Source organism: Caballeronia sp. AZ7_KS35 (genome assembly GCF_023631045.1).
Taxonomy (GTDB): domain Bacteria; phylum Pseudomonadota; class Gammaproteobacteria; order Burkholderiales; family Burkholderiaceae; genus Caballeronia; species Caballeronia zhejiangensis.
In genome coordinates this window covers 107,840-130,838 of record NZ_JALQDV010000017.1, presented here as the reverse complement: position 1 = coordinate 130,838, position 22,999 = coordinate 107,840, and the positions used below count along the sequence as shown (strand labels likewise).

General features: G+C 62.5%; 20 protein-coding genes and 1 pseudogene. 16 read left to right on the top strand and 5 right to left on the bottom strand.

Features of this window, described 5'->3' with window-relative positions; translation table 11 throughout:
• The first annotated feature begins 10 nt into the window (after window positions 1-10).
• The 9 genes from NCT05_RS14345 (at window position 11) to NCT05_RS14305 (ending at window position 9,145) form a co-directional block, all read left to right on the top strand.
• Window positions 11-811 (top strand): outer membrane protein assembly factor BamE, encoded by an 801-nt coding sequence (locus NCT05_RS14345; RefSeq protein ID WP_250502611.1) that lies wholly within the window; start codon window positions 11-13, stop codon window positions 809-811.
• A 118-nt stretch (window positions 812-929) separates the two neighbouring features.
• Window positions 930-1,727, top strand: a complete 798-nt coding sequence (dapB, locus tag NCT05_RS14340) for a 4-hydroxy-tetrahydrodipicolinate reductase (RefSeq protein WP_008342862.1) — start codon at window positions 930-932, stop codon at window positions 1,725-1,727.
• An 8-nt stretch (window positions 1,728-1,735) separates the two neighbouring features.
• Complete coding sequence (locus NCT05_RS14335) at window positions 1,736-2,401, top strand: MotA/TolQ/ExbB proton channel family protein (protein ID WP_239295143.1); 666 nt, start codon at window positions 1,736-1,738, stop codon at window positions 2,399-2,401.
• Between the two features lie 10 nt (window positions 2,402-2,411).
• A complete protein-coding gene (locus tag NCT05_RS14330) occupies window positions 2,412-2,852 on the top strand; it encodes an ExbD/TolR family protein (RefSeq protein WP_239295142.1) in 441 nt (146 codons plus the stop codon).
• 193 nt (window positions 2,853-3,045) lie between these two features.
• Complete coding sequence (gene leuS / locus NCT05_RS14325) at window positions 3,046-5,640, top strand: leucine--tRNA ligase (RefSeq protein ID WP_250502610.1); 2,595 nt, start codon at window positions 3,046-3,048, stop codon at window positions 5,638-5,640.
• Between the two features lie 92 nt (window positions 5,641-5,732).
• Complete coding sequence (locus NCT05_RS14320; RefSeq protein WP_409014118.1) at window positions 5,733-6,242, top strand: LPS-assembly lipoprotein LptE; 510 nt, start codon at window positions 5,733-5,735, stop codon at window positions 6,240-6,242.
• A 22-nt stretch (window positions 6,243-6,264) separates the two neighbouring features.
• Window positions 6,265-7,356, top strand: coding sequence for a DNA polymerase III subunit delta (holA, locus tag NCT05_RS14315; protein WP_250502609.1), 1,092 nt, complete (start codon window positions 6,265-6,267; stop codon window positions 7,354-7,356).
• A gap of 88 nt (window positions 7,357-7,444) precedes the next feature.
• Entirely contained in the window at window positions 7,445-8,716 is a 1,272-nt protein-coding gene (locus NCT05_RS14310) for a glutamate-5-semialdehyde dehydrogenase (protein ID WP_250502608.1), read from the top strand.
• A gap of 12 nt (window positions 8,717-8,728) precedes the next feature.
• A complete protein-coding gene (locus NCT05_RS14305; protein WP_008342849.1) occupies window positions 8,729-9,145 on the top strand; it encodes a CopD family protein in 417 nt (138 codons plus the stop codon).
• Here the strand turns inward: NCT05_RS14305 and NCT05_RS14300 are convergent.
• Together NCT05_RS14300 and NCT05_RS14295 are read right to left on the bottom strand one after the other, a co-directional pair.
• Window positions 9,132-9,377 (bottom strand): hypothetical protein, encoded by a 246-nt coding sequence (locus tag NCT05_RS14300; protein WP_250502607.1) that lies wholly within the window; start codon window positions 9,375-9,377, stop codon window positions 9,132-9,134. The two genes, NCT05_RS14305 and NCT05_RS14300, sit on opposite strands and share 14 nt — an antisense overlap.
• Window positions 9,378-9,816: 439 nt before the next feature.
• Entirely contained in the window at window positions 9,817-10,656 is an 840-nt protein-coding gene (locus NCT05_RS14295) for a MurR/RpiR family transcriptional regulator (protein WP_034471506.1), read from the bottom strand.
• Between the two features lie 298 nt (window positions 10,657-10,954).
• On the opposite strand from NCT05_RS14295, the gene edd reads away from it, so the two are divergent.
• The 7 genes and pseudogenes from edd to NCT05_RS14260 all read left to right on the top strand — a co-directional run bounded on the left by edd (window position 10,955) and on the right by NCT05_RS14260 (window position 19,636).
• Complete coding sequence (gene edd, locus NCT05_RS14290; protein ID WP_239295135.1) at window positions 10,955-12,907, top strand: phosphogluconate dehydratase; 1,953 nt, start codon at window positions 10,955-10,957, stop codon at window positions 12,905-12,907.
• Between the two features lie 91 nt (window positions 12,908-12,998).
• Entirely contained in the window at window positions 12,999-13,631 is a 633-nt protein-coding gene (gene eda / locus NCT05_RS14285) for a bifunctional 4-hydroxy-2-oxoglutarate aldolase/2-dehydro-3-deoxy-phosphogluconate aldolase (RefSeq protein ID WP_008342842.1), read from the top strand.
• A gap of 471 nt (window positions 13,632-14,102) precedes the next feature.
• Window positions 14,103-15,263: a DUF2827 domain-containing protein gene (locus NCT05_RS14280; RefSeq protein ID WP_284507541.1), complete on the top strand. Its 1,161-nt coding sequence runs from the start codon at window positions 14,103-14,105 to the stop codon at window positions 15,261-15,263.
• The gene (locus tag NCT05_RS14275; protein ID WP_250502606.1) at window positions 15,260-16,411 is read left to right on the top strand and encodes a DUF2827 domain-containing protein; all 1,152 of its coding nucleotides are present in this window, start codon (window positions 15,260-15,262) and stop codon (window positions 16,409-16,411) included. Before NCT05_RS14280 ends, NCT05_RS14275 begins: the two co-directional genes overlap by 4 nt.
• Window positions 16,408-17,323: pseudogene (locus NCT05_RS37225) on the top strand (DUF2827 family protein). The gene NCT05_RS14275 and the pseudogene NCT05_RS37225 overlap by 4 nt, the downstream one beginning before the upstream one ends.
• Window positions 17,324-17,763: 440 nt before the next feature.
• The gene (locus NCT05_RS14265) at window positions 17,764-19,128 is read left to right on the top strand and encodes a GntP family permease (protein WP_008342836.1); all 1,365 of its coding nucleotides are present in this window, start codon (window positions 17,764-17,766) and stop codon (window positions 19,126-19,128) included.
• A gap of 10 nt (window positions 19,129-19,138) precedes the next feature.
• Window positions 19,139-19,636: a gluconokinase gene (locus NCT05_RS14260; RefSeq protein WP_008342835.1), complete on the top strand. Its 498-nt coding sequence runs from the start codon at window positions 19,139-19,141 to the stop codon at window positions 19,634-19,636.
• 48 nt (window positions 19,637-19,684) lie between these two features.
• Here NCT05_RS14260 and purB read toward each other — a convergent pair whose 3' ends face one another.
• From purB to NCT05_RS14245, 3 genes are all read right to left on the bottom strand, one after another.
• A complete protein-coding gene (gene purB / locus NCT05_RS14255) occupies window positions 19,685-21,073 on the bottom strand; it encodes an adenylosuccinate lyase (protein WP_008342833.1) in 1,389 nt (462 codons plus the stop codon).
• Window positions 21,074-21,149: 76 nt separating this feature from the next.
• On the bottom strand, window positions 21,150-21,851 hold the full coding sequence (gene murU / locus NCT05_RS14250) for an N-acetylmuramate alpha-1-phosphate uridylyltransferase MurU (RefSeq protein WP_008342831.1): 702 nt from the start codon (window positions 21,849-21,851) through the stop codon (window positions 21,150-21,152).
• A 6-nt stretch (window positions 21,852-21,857) separates the two neighbouring features.
• Window positions 21,858-22,883 (bottom strand): aminoglycoside phosphotransferase family protein, encoded by a 1,026-nt coding sequence (locus NCT05_RS14245; protein WP_250502605.1) that lies wholly within the window; start codon window positions 22,881-22,883, stop codon window positions 21,858-21,860.
• Between the last annotated feature and the right edge of the window lie 116 nt (window positions 22,884-22,999).

Here is a 22,999-nt window from a genome sequence, read left to right as displayed (position 1 = left end):
GAGCCGTCGCATGCGGGGAACCGTAATAGCAGCAACCTTGGCCGCATTGCTCACCGGCTGCTCGACGTACGACAGCGTCACGCAGAAGATCGCGCAAAGCATCACGCCGTACCGGATCACGGTTGTGCAAGGCAATTTCGTTTCGGCGGAAGCCGCGGCGCAGATGCAGGTCGGCATGTCGCGTGATCAGGTGAAGCAACTCCTCGGCACGCCGCTTCTGACGGACATGTTCCACGCCGATCGCTGGGACTACGTGTTCTATTTCAAGCGTGGGTCGACATCCGTCGTTCAGCAGCGTGACTTCGTCGTCAACTTCGCGAGCGATCGCGTCGTGAGCTGGTCGGGCGGCGAGAATCTGCCGTCGAACCTCGAGCTGCTCGCCGAAATCGACGGCGACAAGGGCGTCAAGGTCGCGAAGCCTGCGACGCCGGCGGCGGCATCCGCGCCGGTGGCGTCGACCGCGGCGGTGACAGCGCCGGTCGGCGAGCCGTCGACGCAACCGAATACGGCAGCGGCATTTGCCGGCGATGCGAACCAGGAAGCCGCGCAGGCCGCGAACCGCGCAACGGCGCAAGTCGAAATGCCGACGGGGCGTCAGCGCTCCTCGGCGTTCAGCAGCGCGCCGACGAGCTCGGGCGGCGCGCCGGGTTCCACCAACAGTTCCGGCAGCAACTCGCAGATTCAGCTGCAGCGGCGCCCGCAGACGATCAACATTCCGGACAGCAGCGCGGTCGGTCCGGCGGGTTCGTCGCCGGCTCCGGCCAACGCAAGCGGCCAGGCGCAGTTCTATCTGCCGCAGCAAAGCCAGTAAGCAGTTCAGCCGCTCGAGGACGAAGCCGCGCCATCCGTCGACGCGGCGCCGCTTCATCCGCACAGCCCATTCGCATCATCCGTCGCGCGTGCCGCGCGCGATTCAACACGAGACTGCCATGAAGATCGCCATTGCCGGCGCGTCGGGCCGCATGGGCCGGATGCTGATCGAGACCGTCCTCAACGAGCCCGAAGCGCAACTCGCCGGCGCCCTCGACCGCCCCGGCGCGCCGCAGCTCGGACAGGACGCGGGCGCGTTCCTCGGCAAGACCACGGGCGTGTTGCTGACGGACGACATCGAGCGCGTGTTCGCCGACGCCGACGCCCTCATCGACTTCACGCGTCCCGAAGGCACGATGGCGCATCTGGAAGCGGCGCTGCGGCACAACGTGAAGATGATCGTCGGCACGACCGGTTTTTCGGACGAGCAAAAGGCGCAACTGAAGCAGGCGGGCGAGAAGATCGGCGTCGTGTTCGCGCCGAACATGAGCGTCGGCGTGAACGTCACGTTGAAGCTGCTCGAATTCGCCGCGAAGCATTTCGCGACCGGCTACGACATCGAGATCATCGAGGCGCACCATCGTCATAAGGTGGATGCGCCGTCGGGCACCGCGCTCGGCATGGGCGAAGTGATCGCCAAGGCGCTCGGCCGCGATCTGAAGGACTGCGCCGTGTACGCGCGCGAAGGCGTGACCGGCGAGCGCGATCCGTCGACGATCGGCTTTTCCGCGATTCGCGGCGGCGATATCGTCGGCGATCACACGGTGCTCTTCGCGGGCATCGGCGAGCGCATCGAGATCACGCACAAGTCGGCGAGCCGTCTGTCGTACGCGCAGGGCGCGCTGCGCGCCGCGCGTTTCCTCGAAGGGCACGACAAGGGCTTCTTCGACATGCAGGACGTACTCGGCCTGCGCTGATTTTTTTTATGGCAGCAACGGGCGTCATTCATTACCTTCAATCCGGCGATGCCGTGACGCATGCGGTCGCGGGTCTGCTGCTCGCCATGTCGCTCGCGAGCTGGTGTTTCCTGCTCGTGAAGGCGTGGATTCTGGCGCGCGCCAAGTGGCAAGGTCCGCGCGCATTGCAGCGTTTCTGGCAGGCGCCGAGTTTGAAGGATGGCATCGGCGCATTGCAGCGCGCGGATCGCGAGCGTGTGTTTCTGCCACTCGCTGAAGCCGCGTGGCGCGCATCGGAAGCTGAAATGCCCGGCGCGATGCTCGCCCGCGTCGAGCGCAGCGAGCGCGTGTTGCGCGCGCTGCGTCATGCGTTGCTGCGTTCGCAACGAAGGCTCGAATTCGGTCAGGTTCTGCTCGCATCGGTGGGGAGCACGGCGCCTTTCGTCGGCTTGCTCGGCACCGTCTGGGGCATTTATCACGCGCTGTCGAACATCGCGTCGAGCGGTCAGGCGATGATCGAAAACGTCGCCGGGCCGGTCGGCGAGGCGCTCATCATGACGGCGTTCGGTCTCGTCGTCGCGATTCCCGCCGTGCTCGCGTACAACATTCTCGGGCGCTACGTGCGGCAGATTTCCGAGGAACTCGACGGATTCGCGCACGATCTGCATGCGTTCGTGTGCGGTCCGGCCGAATAGGAACGCGGCGATGGCCTTCGGCGGACTCGACAAGAAGACGAACGGTGCGCCGATGGCGGACATCAACATGACGCCGCTCATCGACGTCATGCTCGTGCTGCTCGTCATCTTCATCATCACCGCGCCGCTTTTCACGCACGCGATCCGGCTCGATTTGCCGAAAGTCTCGTCGCAGCCCGCGCGCGAGACGCCGCAAACCGTCACGCTGTCCATCGACGACGCCGGCAAGCTCTTCTGGAACGACACGCCCGTCACTTTCGATCAGATGCGCGCGCGTTTCGCCGACGCGGGCAAGAGCGCGCAGAAGCCGGAACTGCATCTGCGGGCGTCGAGCGCGACGCGCTACGACGTCATCGCGCAGGTAATGGGCGCGGCGCAGCAGGCCGGTCTGGAGCGCATCGGCTTCGTCACGCAGCCCGCGAAACCGCAGCAGCCAGCGCGCGCGCAATAAGCGCGCGAACCGGCGCGCATCGAACGGTATAATCGCGGTTTCCCCGTTCGGCGGGCCTTGGCCCGAGCCAGCAGGCCCGAATTCCGACGCCGCGCCGTGTCAGCAATGCCGCAGCGCCCGGACTCGTTGCCCGAATCGATAGCGGCGAGTCCCAAAGTCCGTTCCCAGCATTTGCCGAAAGCCAAACCACACCATGCACGATAAATACGCACCCGCCGACGTCGAATCCGCCGCGCAGAGCAACTGGCGCGCGAACGACGTCTACCGGACGACCGAGACGTCGGCCAAGCCCAAGTTCTATTGCGTCTCGATGCTGCCGTATCCGTCGGGCAAGCTGCACATGGGTCACGTGCGCAACTACACCATCAACGACGTGATGTACCGTTACTTGCGCATGAACGGCCACAACACGCTGATGCCGATGGGCTGGGACGCGTTTGGCATGCCCGCCGAAAACGCGGCGATGGCGAACAACGTGCCGCCGGCGAAGTGGACGTACGAGAACATCGCGTACATGAAGAAGCAGATGCAGTCGATGGGCCTCGCCATCGACTGGTCGCGCGAAGTCGCCACCTGCTCGCCGGATTACTACAAGTGGAACCAGTGGCTGTTCCTGAAGATGCTGGAAAAGGGCATCGCGTACAAGAAGACGGGCACGGTCAACTGGGATCCGGTCGATCAGACCGTGCTCGCCAACGAGCAGGTCATCGACGGGCGCGGCTGGCGCTCGGGCGCGCTCGTCGAAAAGCGCGAAATCCCGATGTACTACCTGCGCATCACCGATTACGCGGATCAACTGCTCGACGATCTCGACGGCCTCGGCTGGCCCGAGCGCGTCAAGATCATGCAGCAGAACTGGATCGGCAAGAGCTTCGGCGTGAACTTCGGCTTCCCGTATGAAATCGACGGCGAAGCGAAACTGTTGCGCGTATTCACCACGCGCGCCGACACGATCATGGGCGTCACGTTCGCGGCGGTCGCGGCGGAGCATCCGCTCGCCACGCGCCTCGCGCGCGACAACGCCGATCTCCAGGCGTTCATCGACGAATGCAAGCGCGGTGGCGTGGCCGAAGCCGATGTCGCGACGATGGAAAAGAAGGGCGTGCCGACCGGCTTCTTCGTCACGCATCCGCTGACGGGCGCACAAGTCGAAGTGTGGATCGGCAATTACGTGCTGATGTCCTACGGCGAAGGCGCGGTGATGGGCGTGCCGGCGCACGACGAGCGCGATTTCGCGTTCGCGAAGAAGTACAAGCTGCCGATCAAACAGGTGATCGATGTCGAGGGCAAGACGTACTCGACCGACGCCTGGCAAGAATGGTACGGCGACAAGACCGCGGGCAGGCTCATCAACAGCGGCAAGTACGACGGCCTGACGACGGAAGAAGCCATCGACGCGATCGCCGCCGATCTCAAGGCGAAGAACCTCGGCGACAAGCAGGTCACCTGGCGTTTGCGCGACTGGGGCATCTCGCGCCAGCGCTACTGGGGCACGCCGATTCCGATCATCCATTGCCCGTCGTGCGGCGACGTGCCGGTGCCGGAGAAAGATCTGCCGGTCGTGCTGCCGGAAGACCTCGTGCCGGACGGCTCGGGCAACCCGCTCGCGAAGTCGGAAGCGTTCGTGAACTGCATGTGCCCGAAGTGCGGCGCGGCGGCGAAGCGCGAAACCGACACGATGGACACCTTCGTCGATTCGTCCTGGTACTTCTCGCGCTACACCGCGCCGGACGCGCCGACGATGGTCGACGAGCGCACCGATTACTGGATGCCGATGGATCAGTACATCGGCGGCATCGAGCACGCGATTCTGCACCTCTTGTACTCGCGCTTCTGGACCAAGGTCATGCGCGACATGGGCCTCATCAAGTTCAGCGAGCCCGCGAAGAATCTGCTCACGCAGGGCATGGTGCTGAACGAAACGTTCTATCGCGAGGACGCGAGCGGCAAGAAGACTTGGTACAACCCGCTCGAAGTCACGGTCACGCACGATGAAAAGGGCCGCCCGACGGGCGCGACGCTGAACGCGGACGGCAAGCCGGTCGTGCTCGGCGGCGTCGAGAAGATGTCGAAGTCGAAGAACAACGGCGTCGATCCGCAAACGCTGATCGATCAGTACGGCGCCGACACGGCCCGTCTTTTCGTGATGTTCGCCGCACCGCCCGAGCAGTCGCTCGAATGGTCGGGCGCGGGCGTCGAAGGCGCGAGCCGCTTCCTGCGCCGCGTGTGGCACTTCGCGCATGACAACGCCGATGCGCTGCGTCAGCACGCGAAGCTCGACGCCTCGAAACTCGGCGACGCCGAGAAGACCTTGCGCCGCGAAATCTATACCGTGCTGAAGCAGGCCGATTTCGACTACGGCCGTCTGCAGTACAACACGGTCGTGTCCGCCGCCATGAAGATGCTCAACGCGGTCGAAGGCGCGAAGAACGTTGGCGCCGGCGTGCTGAACGAAACCTTCGGCGTGCTGTTGCGCGTGCTGTATCCGGTCGTGCCGCACATCACGTTCCAGTTGTGGTCGGAACTCGGCTACGAGAATGAATTCGGCCCGCTCCTCGACGCGCCCTGGCCGAAGGTCGACGAAGCCGCGCTCGAGCAGTCGGAAATCGAGCTGGTGCTGCAGGTCAACGGCAAGGTACGCGGCGCGCTGACGGTCGCGAAGGAGGCATCGCGCGAAGACATCGAAAAGGCCGCGATCGCGCACGAAATGTTCGAGAAGTTCGCCGAAGGCCGCACACCGAAGAAGGTGATCGTGGTGCCGGGGCGTCTCGTCAACGTGGTCGTCTGATGCGCACAACCAAGGGAGTGGATGTGACCGGCAAAGTCAGCGCGAGCAGGCGCTCGTTTCTCTCGTTCGTCCCGCTCCTCGGCGGCGCGGCGATGCTGTCCGCGTGCGGCTTCCAGCTTCGCGGCCAGCAGGACTACGCGTTCAAGCGGCTCGCGATCACCGGCGGCACGCCGCAGATGGTCGCGCGCCTCGAGCGCATGGTTCAGGGCGGCAGCGACACCGTGATCGTCAAACCGTTCGAGAAGCCGGACGCGACGCTCAATCTGAACGAAGGCCAGGGCATGCGCACGTTGAGCCTGAACGCGCAGGGCGTGATTCAGGAATACGAGCTCGTCTTCTCGCTGAACTACACACTGCTCGGCGCCGACGGCACGTTACTGATTCCGCCGAGCACCATCGCGCTGAATCGCTCGATGACATACAGCGATCAATACACGCTCGCGAAATCGCAGGAAGCGACGCTGCTCTACAACGACATGCGCAACGACGCCGTCGATCAGCTGACGCGCCGTCTCGCGACCGTGCGTTCGCTGCATCCGGCGCCGGGCGAGCAGACACCGGGCGTCTCGCCGCGCGCGCCGCTGCCGGTGCCGCCGCTTTGATCGGCCGGGTTCGCTTGGCATCATGCAACTGAAGCTCGACGCGCTCGAAGCGCATCTCGCGAAAGGCCTGAAAGGGCTGTACGTCGTCTACGGCGACGAGCATCTGCTCGCGCAGGAAGCGTGCGACCGCATTCGGGCAACGGCGCGCGCGGCGGGCTTCACCGATCGCACGGTGTTCACGGTCGAGCGTGGATTCGACTGGAGCGCGCTCATCGGCGCAACGCAGTCGATGTCGCTGTTCGGCGACCGTCAACTGATCGAACTGCGCATTCCGACCGGCAAGCCCGGCAAGGAAGGCGCGGAAGCGCTGAAGACGCTCGCCGACGCCGATAACCCGGACGTCGTGACACTCGTCACGCTGCCGCGTCTCGACGGCGCGACGCAGAAATCCGGCTGGTTCACGGCGTTGCTGGGCGCGGGCGTCGCGTTGAAGGTCGATCCGATCGAGCGCGCGCAGTTGCCGATGTGGGTCGGCCAGCGGCTTGCGCTGCAAGGCCAGCGTGTCGCCCCGGGCGAGGAAGGGCGGCGCGCGCTGTTGTTCATCGCGGAACGCGTGGAAGGCAATCTGCTCGCCGCGCATCAGGAAATCCAGAAGCTCGGGCTGCTGTATCCCGAGGGCGTGCTCACGTTCGAGCAGATTCACGACGCGGTGCTGAACGTCGCGCGCTATGACGTGTTCAAACTCAACGAAGCGATGCTGACGGGCGATGTCGGCCGTCTCGCGCGCATGCTCGATGGCCTCAAAGGCGAAGGCGAGGCGGCAGTGCTCGTGCTGTGGGCGCTCGTCGAGGAAGTTCGCACGCTGCTGCGCATCAAGCGCGGCGTCGCATCGGGCAAGCCGCTCGCGACACTCATGCGCGAGAACCGCGTCTGGGGCCCGCGCGAACGGCTGATCGGCCCGGCGCTCTCGCGCGTGACGGACGAGGCGCTGGAAAAGGCGCTGTCGCTGGCGGCGCGGCTGGATCGGCAGGTGAAGGGACTGTCGGGCAGCACCGGCAAGCGCGGCAGCGAGCCGCCGCCGGATCCGTGGGCCGGCATGTTCGAACTGGCGATGGCCGTCGCGCACGGCGGCAAGACGGCGCAGCCCGCGCCAGCGCCACGACCGCGTCGCTAGAACGCTTCCGTCACGCGCTGTTGCAATCTGTGCAACAGCTTAGAATGAACTTTTCGACGCGCGCAGCGCCGACGCAACGAGACCCACGATGAACATCGATCAATACATGACCGACCTCGGCCGCCGCGCCCGCAAGGCGTCGCGCGCGATGGCGCGGGCGTCGACGGCGGCGAAGAACGCGGCGCTCATCAAGGTGGCCGACGCCATCGAGCGCGAGCGCGAAGCGCTCAAGGAAGCGAATGCGCGCGATCTCGCCCGCGCGCGCGAAAAGGGTCACGACGCGGCGTTCATCGACCGCCTGACGCTTTCGGACAAGGCGCTGAACACGATGGTCGAAGGCTTGCGTCAGGTCGCCGGGCTGGGCGATCCGATCGGCGAGATCAGCGGGCTCAAGTTCCGTCCGAGCGGCATTCAGGTCGGGCAGATGCGCGTGCCGCTCGGCGTGATCGGCATCATCTATGAATCGCGGCCCAACGTGACCATCGACGCCGCCGCGCTCTGTCTCAAATCCGGCAACGCGACCATTCTGCGCGGTGGCTCCGAGGCGCTCGAATGCAACACGGCGCTCGCGAAGCTGATCGGCGTCGGGCTCCAAGCGGCGGGCTTGCCGCAGGACGCGGTGCAGGTCGTCGAGACGGCGGATCGCGCGGCGGTCGGCAAGCTCATCACGATGACCGAATTCGTCGACGTTATCGTGCCGCGCGGCGGCAAGAGCCTGATCGCGCGCCTGATGGAAGAAGCGCGCGTGCCGATGATCAAGCATCTCGACGGCATCTGCCACGTCTACGTCGACGATCGCGCTGATCTCGCGAAAGCAGCGGCCATTTGCGACAACGCGAAGACGCATCGTTACGGCACCTGCAACACGATGGAAACGCTGCTCGTCGCGCGCGGCATCGCGAACGAGGCGCTGCCGCAACTCGCGCGCGCGTTCCAGGCGAAGGACGTCGAGTTGCGCGTCGATGGGCAAGCGCGCGCCGTGCTCGAAGCGGCGCAGGTCGGCTCGCTCGTCGACGCGACCGAAGAAGACTGGAGCACGGAATATCTGGCGCCGGTGCTGGCGATCAAGGTCGTCGGCGATCTCGACGAGGCGATCGAGCACATCAACACGTACGGCTCGCACCACACGGACGCCATCGTCACCGAAGACCACGACCGCGCGATGCGCTTCCTGCGCGAAGTCGATTCGGCGAGCGTGATGGTCAACGCATCGACGCGTTTCGCGGACGGCTTCGAATTCGGTCTGGGCGCGGAAATCGGCATCTCGAACGACAAGCTGCATGCGCGCGGACCGGTCGGTCTCGAAGGGCTCACGTCGCTCAAATATGTCGTGCTGGGGCGCGGCGAAGTCCGTCAATAAAAATCAGAACCGATGCTCTGGATCAAATCGCTGCATATCGTGCTCGTCGCTTCATGGTTCGCGGGGCTGTTCTATCTGCCGCGCATCTTCGTGAACCTTGCGATGGAGAAAGACCCCGCGGCCACCGCGCGCCTGCTGCTCATGGCGCGCAAGCTCTTTCGCTTCATGACGTTCATCGCCGTGCCCGCGCTCGCGTGCGGGCTGTGGCTGTGGCTCGTCGTCGGCATCGGCGCGGGGCAGGGCTGGCTGCACGCTAAGCTGACGATCGTCGTCCTGCTGATCGCCTATCACGCATATTGCGGGCGCTTGCTGCACACATTTCAGCGCGGCGAAAACAAGCGTTCGGACAAGTGGTATCGGATGTATAACGAGCTGCCGGTGCTCGGGCTGCTCGGCGCGACGCTGCTCGTCGTGATCAAGCCGTTCTGACGCGTTCCTGCTTCACCAGATCGAGGACCATTTCCCCGAACACTTCGGGACGGCCCTCGAAGGAACGCTGGACCACACTCTTGTCAAGCATGTAGCGGCGCGGCGATTCGCGTTCTTCGTGATTGTTCGCGAGCCTGACCGCCGCTTCGATATATTCCTCGACCGTGTCCGCGACCAGCCAGCCGGGCATGTACGCGCGCATGAACATGGCGCCGTCGATGCGCTCGAACACTTCCCTTCCTGATACCGATATTAATCTCTGCCGTTGGCTTCTTCGCCGGGTAGTCGACTGGCTCCACCGCGTGCGACGGCCGATGGGGCTGGCCATCTTTCGGAAGTTTCAATAGCTTTTCGCTGAAACATGCCGGATCGCCGACGTAATCGGCGGGAGCCGCATGTTCGACACGTTGATCGCCAGCAACGACATGCCCACGCTCCGCATGTGGAGACGTCGGGGTGTACCGATTATGTCAGCGTGGAAGACCGCAGGTAATGATTGCATGCGCACAGCGGCGCGAGCGCTTCGTCCGGCTTTCCGCCATAAACACAGATTTCAAAGCGCTCGACAGTGAAGGAACAGTCCACGTTGCATGGTCCTGCAAGACATCGGGTTTGTGGGAAGAATAAGCGATCCATCGCCCTTCATTCGACGTCGAAGCGAACTTCGCCGTCTACGCACCCACACGCCGCCCTTCGAGCACGTCCTTCGCTTCCGCGAGCTTTTCCGCCAGCGCGGGTCCGCGCGCCAGGGCAAGACCGACTGCCAGAATGTCGCCGATCGCGAGATGTGAAACGCGCGATGTCATCGGCGAAAATATGTCGGTATCTTCATCGACGTTTGCGAACAATCCGACTGTGGCGAGACGCGCGAGCGGCGAATTGCCGTGCGTGATCGCAATGACCTTCGCTCCGCCATTCAGCGCCGATCTGCACGCGTCGAGAATGTCCCGCGTGCGTCCCGTATTCGATATCGCGACGACTACATCGCCCGCACCAAGAAGCGCCGCCGAAGTGGTGTACGTGTGCGGGTCCGAGTATGCGACAGATGGCACGCCCAACCGAAAAAATTTGTGCTGCATGTCGAGCGCGGCGATGCCCGAGCCGCCCGCGCCGTAGAACTCGATGCGCCGTGCTTCCGCGAGCATCGCGATCGCGGCCGCGACACTGTCCGACGACAGGCTGTTGCGCACCGCGATCAATGCGCCGATGGTCCGGTCGAGCACCTTCGCCGCGACGCCGGCGGCCGGTTCATCTGTGCGGACGTCGCGATACACGGTCGGAACATCCGCTGCTACCCCTTGCGCCAAGCGAATCTTGAACTCGCGAAATCCCGAAAAGCCGAGCGCCTGACAGAAACGCGCAATCGTCGGCTGGCTGACGCCCGCGCGCGCGGCGAATTCGGTCATCGAAAGGTCGAGCACCTCGCGCGGCGCTTCCAGCACGTACTCAGCCAGCTTGCGCTCGGACGGACGCAGTTGCGCGCGCATCGCTTCGACTTGGGACAGCAACATCGGAATTCTCGCCTATTCTGAAAATTGCTACGGACTATAACGGATGATCGGTTTTGTACAAATACTACATAAGCCCCATGCAGAATCTTAGGGAAATCCCGTAAACATCCGTGGGATAAGTGTCTTATTCATTTGGCTGCTTGTCGTTCTGGCCAGGTTTTCGATTGTCATCGTGTAGTTTTTCTCCTAAACTCGCGAGACACGGCACCATCACAAGACAACGACCTAAACGCCGTCCCTCGCAATGTTCAACCCAATCTCAACGGCAGGCAGCCGGGAGTGAGACGAAGGAGCTTCGATGGTTTCCCCGCATCCGCAACTCAAGAACGTCACCGATCGCATCATCGAACGCAGCAAACCGACGCGCGCAGCCTATCTCGCGCGCATCGACGCGGCGCACGGCCTGTTCCCGGCGCGCGGTGCGCTGTCCTGCGCCAATCTCGCGCACGGCTTCGCCGGCCTCGAGGGCCAAGAAAAGTTCGCGATCAAGGCGGTGCGCGAGCCGAACATCGGTATCGTGTCGTCTTATAACGAGATGCTCTCCGCGCACGCGCCGTACAAGAGCTTTCCGGACATCATCAAGCAGGCGGCGCGCGCGCATGGCGGCATCGCGCAATTCGCGGGCGGCGTGCCGGCTATGTGCGACGGCATCACGCAAGGCAACGCGGGCATGGAGCTGTCGCTGTTCTCGCGGGAAGTCATCGCGATGAGCACGGCCGTCGCGCTGACGCACAACATGTTCGACGCGGCGCTGTGCCTTGGCGTGTGCGACAAGATCGTGCCCGGACTCGCGATCGGCGCGCTGCAGTTCGGCCATCTGCCGACCATTTTCGTCCCAGCCGGCCCGATGACGAGCGGCCTCACCAACGACGAAAAAGCCAAGGTGCGCCAGGAATTCGCGACCGGCAAGTGCGATCGCGGCGCGCTGCTCGAAGCCGAGGCGGCGGCGTATCACGGTCACGGCACCTGCACGTTCTACGGCACCGCCAACAGCAATCAGATGCTGATGGAAGTGATGGGCCTGCATCTGCCGAGCGCGGCGTTCGTGCATCCGCATACGGAACTGCGCGACGCGCTCACCGCCGAGGCCGCGCGCCGCGTGCTCGATATCACGCTCGAACGCGGCAACTACACGCCGATCGGTCATGTCGTCGATGAAAAGGCGATCGTGAACGGCATCGTTGCGCTGCTCGCGACGGGCGGTTCGACCAATCACACGCTGCATCTCGTGGCGATCGCGCGGGCGGCGGGCATCGTGATCGACTGGAACGATTTCGACGAGCTGTCGCAGGTCGTACCGCTGCTCGCGAAGATCTACCCGAATGGCAAGGCCGACGTGAATCACTTCCACGCAGCAGGCGGCGTCGCGTTCCTCGTGCGCAATCTGCTCGAAGGCGGGCTGCTGCATGAGGACGTGCAGACGGTCGTCGGCAAAGGGCTGTCGCATTACACCAAGGAGCCGAAGCTCATCGACGGCAAACTGCAATGGGTCGACGGCGCGGCAGAGAGCCACGACACGAAGGTGCTGCGCGCGATCGGCGAGCCGTTCCAGCCGGACGGCGGACTGCGGCTGATGCAGGGCAAGCTCGGGCGCGGCGTCATCAAGATATCGGCTGTGGCGCCGGAGCATCGCGTGGTGAAGGCGCCGGCCATCGTCTTCAATTCGCAGGAAGAAGTGCAGGAAGCGTTCGACAAGGGCGAACTGAAGCGCGATTTCGTCGCCGTCGTGCGTTTCCAGGGCGCGCGCGCGAATGGCATGCCGGAGTTGCATCGATTGACGCCGCTTCTGGGCGTATTGCAGGATCAGGGCTTTCACGTAGCGTTAGTGACCGATGGACGCATGTCGGGCGCATCGGGCAAGGTCCCGGCGGTCATTCACGTATCGCCGGAAGCGCTGCTGCAAGGTCCGCTCGGCAAGGTCCGCACCGGAGATATGCTCGTGATCGACGCACCCGCGGGCGTGCTCGACATCGAAATCGATGCGAACGAGTGGGCATCACGCGAAGTCGAGGCTCCGCTGCATCAAGCGGAGAACGAAGCGGGCTTCGGCCGCGAGTTGTTCGGCGTGTTCCGCAGCGCGGCGTTGCCGGCGGAGCAGGGCGCGTCGGTCTTCGGCGCGTTGATCGGCGCGGCAGCAAGCCACGACGGACACGCCCATGCGACGGCCGCCGCGCCCGAACGAAACGCGCTTCGCGACAATGCGCGGGCGGCGGCGTCGGCGCTGAACAAGGCGCACGCCACGAATCACTGAACGGAACAACGAAGGGCGTATCGCCCGGGACCTGAGAGAAACCCGCGGACAGACCCCAAGGGCGCCGCTCAAAAACCAGGAGTCGTATCAAATGAAAACGGTAAGCGAAATCGTGCGTCTGGGACCGGTGATCCCGGTTCTGGCTTTCGAAACGATCGAGCAAGGCGAGCATGTGTCGCGTGCGCTGCATGCGGGCGGCGTGAAGGTGCTGGAAATCACGCTGCGCACGCCGGCGGGCATCGGTGCGATCGAGCGCGCGAGCCAACTGGCGGACGATATCGTCGTCGGCGTGGGCACCATCACGAAGCCGGAGCATTGCGCGCAGGCGAAGAAGGCGGGCGCGCAATTCGGCGTATCGCCCGGTCTCACGAAGGACATGCACAAGGCCGCGCAGGACGCCGGATTGCCGCTTCTGCCGGGCGTGATGACGCCAAGCGATATCATCACGGCGATGGAACTCGGCTATGAAATCGTCAAGTTCTTTCCGGCGCAACAGGCGGGCGGCATTCCGATGCTTCAGGCGTTCTACGGACCGTTCCCGAACCTGAAATTCTGTCCGACGGGCGGCATCACGGCAGAAACCGCGTCGAGCTTCCTGGCGCAGCCGAATGTAGTGTGCGTCGGTGGGTCGTGGCTCACGCCGAAGGCCGCGCTCGCCGCGCAGAATTGGGAGGAAGTCACGCGCCTCGCGCGGGCGGCGAGCGAATTGGCGCCGCATAAGTAATTGCTGCACTAATCGAAAACGCGTCACGGCCGTGCGAGCGGCCGGGCGCGTTTTGTTTTTTCGCCTTTCGGTCAGGGGCAATTCGCGCCCGACGATGCTCCTCTTCCGACATGCTTTCGCGTGCGCCGTCAGTCGAGCGCGCGAACATCAAGCTCTTTCGTCAAGCGATTCGATCAATACTTGAATCGTATAAATCCAAATTTCGAAACGCATTGTGTTTAAGACGTTTTGCGCATTTTAAGACTCGCATAAGACTAGTCTCATTAATCCCTGGTTCACTGGGAATTCTAGAGATTTTTCTATATATTTAGCTTTCAGAAGTTCCCGATATATTTAATCGCGGAAGCGAATCAGGACGGTTCGGCGCATGCTGCACCATGCCTCCGTACTTCCGCGCGATGCTGCTCGCACCAACGCCGATCCCGCCGCATCAGCGTTCAACAGTGTGCCGGCCGAAACGATGCCAATCCGATGACCATCCGAGTCGGAATATCAGTCGTCACACATCAAGGCCAAAGCATCTGGCAAAACGGCCTGGGCCAGAACGTGATCTTCTTGTCGGAAGCGCTTCAAAAGCTTACGTTCATCGAGAGTGTTTCGCTCATCGACGTGGGCGACCAGAACGCATTGCCGCCGCAGGTGGACGCCGCGTCGAAAGGCCTGCGCATCATGCGGACGCATGATGCGACCGACGCCGTCGACGTCATCTTCGAAATGGGCGGCGCGCTCGACACCGAATGGCTCGATCTCATGCGCGCGCGTGGCAAGAAAGTCGCGTACTACTGCTGCGGCCAGCCGTACGTCGGGCTCGTCGAAGCGCCGGTGTTCGACAAACCCGTGCACGTCATGCGCGCGGACCGTTACGACCAGGTCTGGCTGATGTTGAAGGATCGTGCTTTCGTCCCGATGATGCGTACGCTGCATCGCTGTCCCGTTCATATCATTCCGTTCATCTGGCATCCGCAGTTCATCGAGAGCCGTATCGTCGAAGTCGAGGAGCACGGTCTGCGCTTCGGCTACGAGCGCCGCGCGGACAAGTCGGCCCAACCGGCCATCCAGCCGCAAGGTTTCCGGGTCGCAATCTTCGAGCCGAATATTTCGGTGGTGAAAACGTCGAGCATTCCGATGCTCGTCTGCGAAGAGGCGTATCGCGCGGATCGTTCGAGCGTGTCCGCCATGCATGTGCTCAATTCCATGCACATGAAAGATCACCCGACGCTCATGTACATGGCCAACTCGCTCGACATTGTGAAAGACTCTAAGGCGACGTTCCATGGCCGTAACGATATCGCTGGTTTCATGGCGCAATACGCCGATGCAGTCGTGTCGCATCAGTGGGGCAACGATCAGAATTACCTGTACCTGGATGTGCTTTATGGCGGCTATCCCCTCGTCCACAATTCGCCGTGGCTGAAGGACGCCGGTTACTACTATCCGGGTTTCGACGCGCAAGAGGGCGGACGTCAGTTGCTGCGCGCGTTCCGTGAGCATGACGACAATCTCAATGCATATCGCGCAGATGCACAGCGCGTCATCGACGCGGTCAGTCCTTTCAATCAAGCCAACCTGGATGCGTTCGCAGAACGGTTGATCATCCTCTGTGCGGGAAGCAAGCTCGAGGTAGGCGTATGAACATGCAAAGCAAATCCCGCATGCCGGAGCGGATCACCGTCGGCGTTTCCATTTTTATCCGCAAAGGCGAGCAGTCGCTGTGGGAAAACGGCATCTTCCAGAACTGCCTTTATCTCGTGATGTTGCTCATGCGCTCGCCGCGCGTGAAATCGACTTATCTTGTGACGGGCGGCGGCGACGGCGGCCCCGAAGACGCAAAGCGCTTCCTGTCTGATTCACCCGTGCCGCTCATCGACATGGAAACGGCCATGTCGAAACTCGACGTCATGATCGAAATGAGCGCGCAGCTCAGCAAGGAATGGGCGATCAAGTTCCGCGAGAAGGGCGGCAAGGTCATCACGATGCGTGTCGGTAACGACTATGTCATCGATATCGAACGCATGGTCTTCAATCTCCAGCACGCGCTGCTGATTTCGGGCGCGCCTTACGACGAAGTCTGGACGCTTCCCGAATACGAAGTCAGTTGCAAACCGTATTTCGAAACGCTCTTCCGCGCGCCGGTGAAGCTGATGCCACACCTGTGGAGCCCGGTCGTGCTCGAACGTGAAGCGGCAAAGCTGCCCAACGGTCAGAAGTTCGGTTATCAGCCGGGGCGCCGCCGTTGGCGCGTGGGCATTTTCGAGCCGAACGTCTGCATGGTGAAAACGAGCTATATCCCAATGCTCGCCTGCGACGCGGCGCATCGCGAGAATCCGGACATGCTCGAACGCGTGTGGGCCTACAACACGTTCAAGCTGAAGGATCACGCGGCGTTCGTCGGCTTTGCGCATAGCCTCGATTACGTGAGACACGGGCTTGGCAACTTCGAGGGACGCTTCCCCTTCGCGCATATCGTGCCGGCCTCCGTCGATGCGGTCGTGAGCCATCAGTGGGAGAACCCGCAGAACTACGTTTATTACGAAGCGCTCTACGGCGGCTATCCGCTGATTCACAACTCGCATCTTATCGGCGAGTGCGGCTATCGCTATCACGAATTCGATTGCGAAGAGGGTGGCCGCACGTTGCTTCGCGCCTTCGCCGAGCACGATGCCAATCTCGAAAGCTATCGCGCGACCGCGAAGAAGTTCCTTCACACGCTCGACCCGGAAAACGAAGACAACGTGCGGATCTACACGCGGGCGATCGAGGCCGTCTACGCGAAGGCGTGAGTTCGGGATTCAAGCATCTGCCGCGAGGCAACTGCGTTAACTGGAATGAAGAAGTTGCGAATTGGCATACGATCGGCCTGTTTCACGAGGCCGAAACGTTGTGGAACAACGGTATCAAGCAGAACGCGGTGCTTCTCGCGCAAGCACTCAAGAACTTTCCGAACGTCGAGCGCGTCGTGCTCCTCAACACGACGCATGTGGCGAACACGAACCAATTGCCCTGGGATCTCGAGCGCTGGCTCACCGTCAAATTCGATGATGCGAAGGACAAGGTGGATGTGTTGATCGAGCTTGGTGGCCAGATCGACGCGAACGCGACGGCTTATCTGAAGGAGCGGTGCGCGCGCCTCATCTCTTATTGTTGCGGTTTCGAATACGTCCAAGCGATGGAGTAGATTCTGTTCAAAAGACCGACTTTCGTCTACAACCTGTTCGTCAATCAACGCTACGACGACATCTGAATTCCGCAAGTTGCGAATATCAGCGCGCCGTACTTTGAAGTCAAGCGTCGTCAAACCGCGCGGATGGTGCAATTCATCTGGAGCCCCATTTTCCTGAAGGCGCGTACCGCTTCGTCTCCGCATTCCGGGCGAGCATCAGCCGCACACGTGGCCGCGTCGCCTGAGCGTGATGGAGCCAAATATCATTATCGTGAAATTCTGTCTTTATCCGGCGATGATCGCGGAATTGGCTTATCGCGAACGGCCCGACGACATTCAATTGCTTCAGGTGACCAACGCGCAGCATCTGGCCACGCAGTGCCGCGAATTCATTGCGCTGAAGAACCAGCTGGACATCGTGCGGAATCACAAGGCGGTGTTTCTCGGACGCTTCGACACCTCGACGTATCTTGCCAAGCATACCGATATCGTCGTGTCGCAGCAGTGGGAAAATCCGCTGAACTACTTTTAACCGGGGGGGGGCTGAGTCGCCGAGATGCCATGGCGCGAGGCAAGTAGAGTTCTGGCGGCGCGGTATGCAACCTGGCAGACGGTCAGGGCGCCACATTAGCGGCTTACCGGCAAGAAGCTAACGATCCGGACGACATGTCCGTGTGGCGGGACGCCGTCCGGATTGCAAGGATCGCCAAGTAATCGTGGTTCCGCGCCGACAATCCGCAGCTCAGGCCAAGCGGAAGCCGCGCGCGCCAATTGGATGTCCGGTGGGAAGCGGGGCCGCGTTTCGCACGCGCGCGCTTCTCGCTGCCATTTCTCGGCCGACTTCCTCGCTTACAAGTAAAATTCCGTTGCCCAGCGCCGTGTTTGCGCTTGCCGGATGTTGCCGCGTGTGCAGTGCAACGACGGCAAACGCATACATAGCGCAGAAAACCTCAACAAAATCAAGGAGGCGTTATGCCAGCCGTCCACGGGAGCATGCTACTGCTCTACGCGGTGATCGCGATCGCGGTTCTGATCCTGATGATCGCCCGCTATAAGGTTTACCCGTTCCTCGTTCTCATGATCGTGTCCGTATTGCTTGCCCTCGCGGTCGGCATGCCGATGGACAAAATCGTGAAGTCGTTCGAAACCGGCAACGGAAATACGCTCGGTCACATTGCTGTCGTCGTCGGCCTTGGCACGATGCTCGGCAAGATGATGGCCGAATCGGGCGGAGCCGAGCGCATCGCCAATACGCTGATCAATCTCTTCGGTGAGAAGAACATTCACTGGGCGATGATGGTCGTCGCGATCATCGTCGGCTTGCCGGTGTTCTTCGAAGTGGGCTTCGTGCTGCTGATTCCCATTGCGTTCAACGTCGCGAAGCGCACCGGCAAGTCGCTGCTGTTGATCGGTCTACCGATGGTGGCGGGTCTCTCGGTCGTGCACGGTCTGATTCCGCCGCACCCGGCTGCGTTGCTCGCGGTGCAGGCGTACCACGCCGATATCGGAAAGACAATCGCCTACGGTCTGATCGTCGGCGTGCCGACTGCAATCGTCGCCGGCCCGCTGTTCGCGCTGTTGATCCACAAATACATCAAGCTGCCCGACGCCAACGCGCTCGCCGACCAGTTCACCCAGAAGCACGGCGATACCGAGAAGAAGCGCGATTTGCCGAGCTTCGGCATCACGTTGTTCACCATTCTGCTGCCAGTCATTCTGATGTTGATCGGGAGCTGGGCCGATCTGGTTTTCACGCCGAAAACGCTGCCGAACGATTTGCTGCGTTTCATCGGCCAGTCGGATATGGCGCTGTTGATCGCCGTGCTGGTCAGCTTCTGGACGTTCGGCGCGAAGCAGGGCTTCAACCGTGAGCAGATTCAGAAGTTCTGCGGCGAGTGCCTAGCGCCGATCGCGGGCATTACGCTGATCGTCGGCGCTGGCGGCGGCTTCGGCCAGGTTCTGCGCGATAGCGGCATTTCGCAGCAGATCGTCGCGACCGCGTCGTCGGCGAGCCTGTCGCCGCTGTTGCTTGGCTGGTTCGTCGCCGCGCTGATCCGTCTGGCGACAGGCTCGGCCACGGTCGCGATGACCACCGCCTGCGGCATCGTTGCGCCGATCGCCGCCGCGGCGGGCGGTCACACGAGCCCGGAACTGCTGGTGCTCGCCACCGGCTCCGGCTCGCTGATCTTCTCGCATGTGAACGACGGCGGCTTCTGGTTGATCAAAGAGTATTTCGGGATGACGGTCGGTCAGACGTTCAAGACGTGGTCGTTGCTCGAAACGATCATCTCTCTGATGGGCCTGGGCTTGACCTTCGTGCTCGCGATGTTCGTGTAAGGAGACTTCGATGATTTTGATCGCAATGGGCGTGTCGGGTGCCGGCAAGTCCCTCATCGGCGAGATGCTGGCGGAGCGGCTGCACTGCACTTTCACCGACGGCGACGCGTTCCACAGCGCCGCGAACAAGGAGAAGATGCACAAGGGCATCCCGCTGACCGACGAGGATCGCTGGCCGTGGCTCAAGACCATTCGTGCCGCGATCGAGGAAAAGCAACGTGCGGGCGAGACGGCGGTATTTACGTGCTCGTCGCTGAAACGCTCGTATCGCGACATCCTGCGCGACGGCGATCGCGACGTGTGCTTCATCTATCTGCACGGCACGATGGATGTGCTTCGCGAGCGTCTCGGTTCGCGCACCGGACACTTCTTCGATCCGTCGCTGTTGCAGAGCCAACTGGACACACTGGAAGAACCCGGCGAGGACGAGGCGATTACGGAAAGCATCGAGCTCACGCCCGAGCAGATCGTCGACAACGTGCTCGAGAAGTTGAAGACGCGCAAATGACGCGCCAATGAAAAAAGCCCCGGAATTCCGAGGCTTTTGCCTTTTTGCTTAGCTGATCCGCTTCGCCAGCTCCACCGCCTTGCCGATATACGAGCCGGGTGTCATCTCAAGGAGCAGCTTCTTCGCGTCGGCCGGAATCGCCAGCCCGCCGATGAACGTCTGCAGCGCCTCGCGCGTGATGCCCTTGCCGCGCGTCAGTTCCTTCAATTGCTCATACGGGTTCTCGATGCCGTAGCGGCGCATCACCGTCTGCACCGGCTCGGCCAGCACTTCCCACGTATTGTCGAGATCTTCGTTCAGACGCGCCGCGTTCACTTCGAGCTTGTCGAGGCCACGGATCAGCGCGTCGTAAGCGAGCAGCGAGTACCCGAAGGCGACGCCGATATTGCGCAGCACCGTCGAATCGGTCAGATCGCGCTGCCAGCGCGAGACCGGCAGCTTGTCCGCGAGATGGCGCAGCGTCGCGTTCGCGAGGCCGAGATTGCCTTCCGAGTTCTCGAAGTCGATCGGATTGACCTTGTGCGGCATCGTCGACGAGCCGATTTCACCGGCCTTCGTCTTCTGCTTGAAATAGCCGAGCGAAATGTAGCCCCACACATCGCGATCGAGGTCGAGCAGAATCGTGTTCGCGCGCGCGACGGCGTCGAACAGTTCGGCCATGTAATCGTGCGGCTCGATCTGGATCGTGTACGGATTGAACGTGAGCTTCAGCCGATTTTCGACGACATCTTTCGAGAACGCTTCCCAGTCGAAGTCCGGATACGCCGACAGATGCGCGTTGAAGTTGCCGACCGCGCCGTTCATCTTGCCGAGCAGTTCGACCTTCTCGATACGCGTGATCGCGCGCGCAAGACGCGCCGCGACATTGGCGATTTCCTTGCCGAGCGTCGTCGGGCTGGCGGGCTGACCGTGCGTGCGCGAAAGCATGGGCTGCTCTGCGTGCATGTGCGCGAGCTTCACGAGACGTTCATGCACCGAGCGCAGCGCGGGCAAAATCACGCGTTCGCGCGCGCCGGCCAGCATCAGACCGTGCGATGTGTTGTTGATGTCTTCCGACGTGCACGCGAAGTGGATGAATTCGCTTGCGCGCTCCAGTTCCGGCTGACCCTTGACCGACTCCTTGAGCCAGTATTCGACGGCCTTCACGTCGTGATTCGTCACGCGTTCGATGTCCTTGATGCGCGCCGCATCGTGCGCGGTGAAGCGCTCGGCGAGGCCCAGCAGGAACTGTTCGGAAGCGTCGGAGAAGCGCGGCACTTCGGCCAAACCCGCGCGCGACAACGCGATCAGCCAGTGAATCTCAACCGTCACGCGATGGCGCATGAACGCGGCTTCGGAAAGCCAGTCGCGCAGGGCTTCGGTCTTGGCGGCATAGCGGCCGTCGAGCGGCGAGAGCGCGGTGAGCGCAAAGAGGGTATCGGGACGGGTATCGGACATGATTGCTTGTCGCAATGGAAGGAAAAGACGCGAGAACCGCGCATTTTACCATCGGATGCGTCCCAATCTCCGAAGCTCACCCCGCCCGCAGTTCCTCGTCGAGTGCGCGGAGCTGCGCGGGCGTGCCGACGTTTTCCCATCGGCCTTCGTAGAGCTCGCCGCTCGCGCGCCCGGCCGCGATGGTTTCGCGATAGTACGGCGTGAGTGCGCGGCGCGTGCCGGGTGCGAGATCGTCGAACATGCGCGTGTCGTACAGACCGATGTTGCCGAACGTATAGCGCGGCTCGCCTTCCAGCGCGAGCGTGCCGTCGTTCAGCGCGAAGTCGCCCTTCGGATGGAACGGCGGATTCGGCACCATCACGAGATGCATGCCGGGCGAGGGCATCGAAGCGAGCGTCGAGGCGCGCTCGCGCAAGGTCGCGTAATCGAAGTCGCAAAAGACGTCGCCGCTTACCGCGATGAACACGTCATCGCCGATCAGATGACGCGCCCGTGCGATGCCGCCCGCCGTCTCCAGCGCTTCGGTCTCGGCCGAATAGCGCAGCTCGACGCCCCTTTGAGAACCGTCGCCGAGCGCGCTTTCGATCTGATCGCCGAGCCACGCATGATTGATGACGATCGTTTCGACGCCCGCCGCCGCGAGACGCTCGATCTGCCACATGATCAAAGGCTTTCCGCCGACCGGCAGCAACGGCTTCGGACAGAGGTCGGTGAGCGGGCGCATGCGTTCGCCGCGTCCGGCGGCGAAGATCATCGCCGTTTTCAAAGCGTGCGTCATCGTGAATCAAAAGGTGTAGCCGACATCGACCGCGCGCCCTTCCAGCGAATCGAGCAGACGCGCGAACGGCCACAGCGGCGCGTAGCGTTCCGCGACCTTGCGCGCATAACCGATGAAGCGCGGCAGATCGGCGAGATAGCGCGGCTTGCCGTCGCGATAGTGAATCCGCGCGAAGAGGCCGAGCACCTTGATGTGGCGCTGCAGGCCCATCCATTCGAGCTGGCGATAGAACTCGCCGAAATCCTCATCGACGGGAAGTCCGGCCTTTTTTGCGCGCTCCCAGTAATACGCGACGCAATCGAGCTGAAACTCTTCTTCCCAGCTGATGAACGCGTCGCGCATGAGCGAGGCCATGTCGTACGTGATCGGGCCGTACACCGCGTCCTGAAAGTCCAGCACGCCCGGATTCGGCTCGCACACCATCAGATTGCGCGGCATGAAGTCACGCAGCATGAAAGTCTGCGGCTGCGCGAGCGCGCTTTGCACGAGCAGCGTGAACGTGGCGTCGAGCGTCTTGCGTTCGTCGGCGGCGACTTCACGGCCCAGATGGCGTCCGATGAACCACTCGGGCATCAGCTCCATCTCGCGGCGCAGGAACGCCTCGTCGAACGGCGGCAGCACGCCTTCGCGCGCGGTTTGCTGAAAGCGGATCAGCGTGTCGATCGCGGCGCGCATCATCGGCCGCGCGTTCTTTTCGTCGAGCACCGACATGTAAGTCGTCGTGCCGAGATCGGTGAGCAGCATGAAACCGGCGTCGAAATCCGTTTCCAAAACTTTCGGCACATGCACGTTCGCGGCCTCGAGAAGCCCGGCGACCTGCACGAATTCGCGGCATTTTTCCGGCGGCGGCGCATCGACGGCGATGAGCGTTTTGCCGAACGCCGAATCGCTCTCGAGCCTGAAATAGCGGCGAAAGCTGGCATCGGCGGAGGCGGGAGCGAGGCCCGCGACGTTCAGCCGGTAGGGTCCGGCGACGTTTTCGAGCCACGAGCGAAGCTGGTTCAGGCGGGCGTCGGAAGGAATGTGCGTCATAAATTCGAGGGGCCAAACATCTTGCCATATAATACCCCACGACTTTTTTAAGCGATCCGTTTCACGCCTGGCACCAGGCTCCCGACGACTGTGAGCGTCACCGTTCGATCGAGTGT

Excerpts from the sequence above, each read along its gene's own strand:
- NCT05_RS14345 (WP_250502611.1), top strand. The coding sequence starts at position 11 with ATGCGGGGAACCGTAATAGCAGCAACCTTGGCCGCATTGCTCACCGGC.
- dapB (WP_008342862.1), top strand. The coding sequence starts at position 930 with ATGAAGATCGCCATTGCCGGCGCGTCGGGCCGCATGGGCCGGATGCTG.
- NCT05_RS14335 (WP_239295143.1), top strand. The coding sequence starts at position 1,736 with ATGGCAGCAACGGGCGTCATTCATTACCTTCAATCCGGCGATGCCGTG.
- NCT05_RS14330 (WP_239295142.1), top strand. The coding sequence starts at position 2,412 with ATGGCCTTCGGCGGACTCGACAAGAAGACGAACGGTGCGCCGATGGCG.
- leuS (WP_250502610.1), top strand. The coding sequence starts at position 3,046 with ATGCACGATAAATACGCACCCGCCGACGTCGAATCCGCCGCGCAGAGC.
- NCT05_RS14320 (WP_409014118.1), top strand. The coding sequence starts at position 5,733 with ATGCTGTCCGCGTGCGGCTTCCAGCTTCGCGGCCAGCAGGACTACGCG.
- holA (WP_250502609.1), top strand. The coding sequence starts at position 6,265 with ATGCAACTGAAGCTCGACGCGCTCGAAGCGCATCTCGCGAAAGGCCTG.
- NCT05_RS14310 (WP_250502608.1), top strand. The coding sequence starts at position 7,445 with ATGAACATCGATCAATACATGACCGACCTCGGCCGCCGCGCCCGCAAG.
- NCT05_RS14305 (WP_008342849.1), top strand. The coding sequence starts at position 8,729 with ATGCTCTGGATCAAATCGCTGCATATCGTGCTCGTCGCTTCATGGTTC.
- NCT05_RS14295 (WP_034471506.1), bottom strand. The coding sequence starts at position 10,656 with ATGTTGCTGTCCCAAGTCGAAGCGATGCGCGCGCAACTGCGTCCGTCC.
- edd (WP_239295135.1), top strand. The coding sequence starts at position 10,955 with ATGGTTTCCCCGCATCCGCAACTCAAGAACGTCACCGATCGCATCATC.
- eda (WP_008342842.1), top strand. The coding sequence starts at position 12,999 with ATGAAAACGGTAAGCGAAATCGTGCGTCTGGGACCGGTGATCCCGGTT.
- NCT05_RS14280 (WP_284507541.1), top strand. The coding sequence starts at position 14,103 with ATGACCATCCGAGTCGGAATATCAGTCGTCACACATCAAGGCCAAAGC.
- NCT05_RS14275 (WP_250502606.1), top strand. The coding sequence starts at position 15,260 with ATGAACATGCAAAGCAAATCCCGCATGCCGGAGCGGATCACCGTCGGC.
- NCT05_RS14265 (WP_008342836.1), top strand. The coding sequence starts at position 17,764 with ATGCCAGCCGTCCACGGGAGCATGCTACTGCTCTACGCGGTGATCGCG.
- NCT05_RS14260 (WP_008342835.1), top strand. The coding sequence starts at position 19,139 with ATGATTTTGATCGCAATGGGCGTGTCGGGTGCCGGCAAGTCCCTCATC.
- purB (WP_008342833.1), bottom strand. The coding sequence starts at position 21,073 with ATGTCCGATACCCGTCCCGATACCCTCTTTGCGCTCACCGCGCTCTCG.
- murU (WP_008342831.1), bottom strand. The coding sequence starts at position 21,851 with ATGACGCACGCTTTGAAAACGGCGATGATCTTCGCCGCCGGACGCGGC.
- NCT05_RS14245 (WP_250502605.1), bottom strand. The coding sequence starts at position 22,883 with ATGACGCACATTCCTTCCGACGCCCGCCTGAACCAGCTTCGCTCGTGG.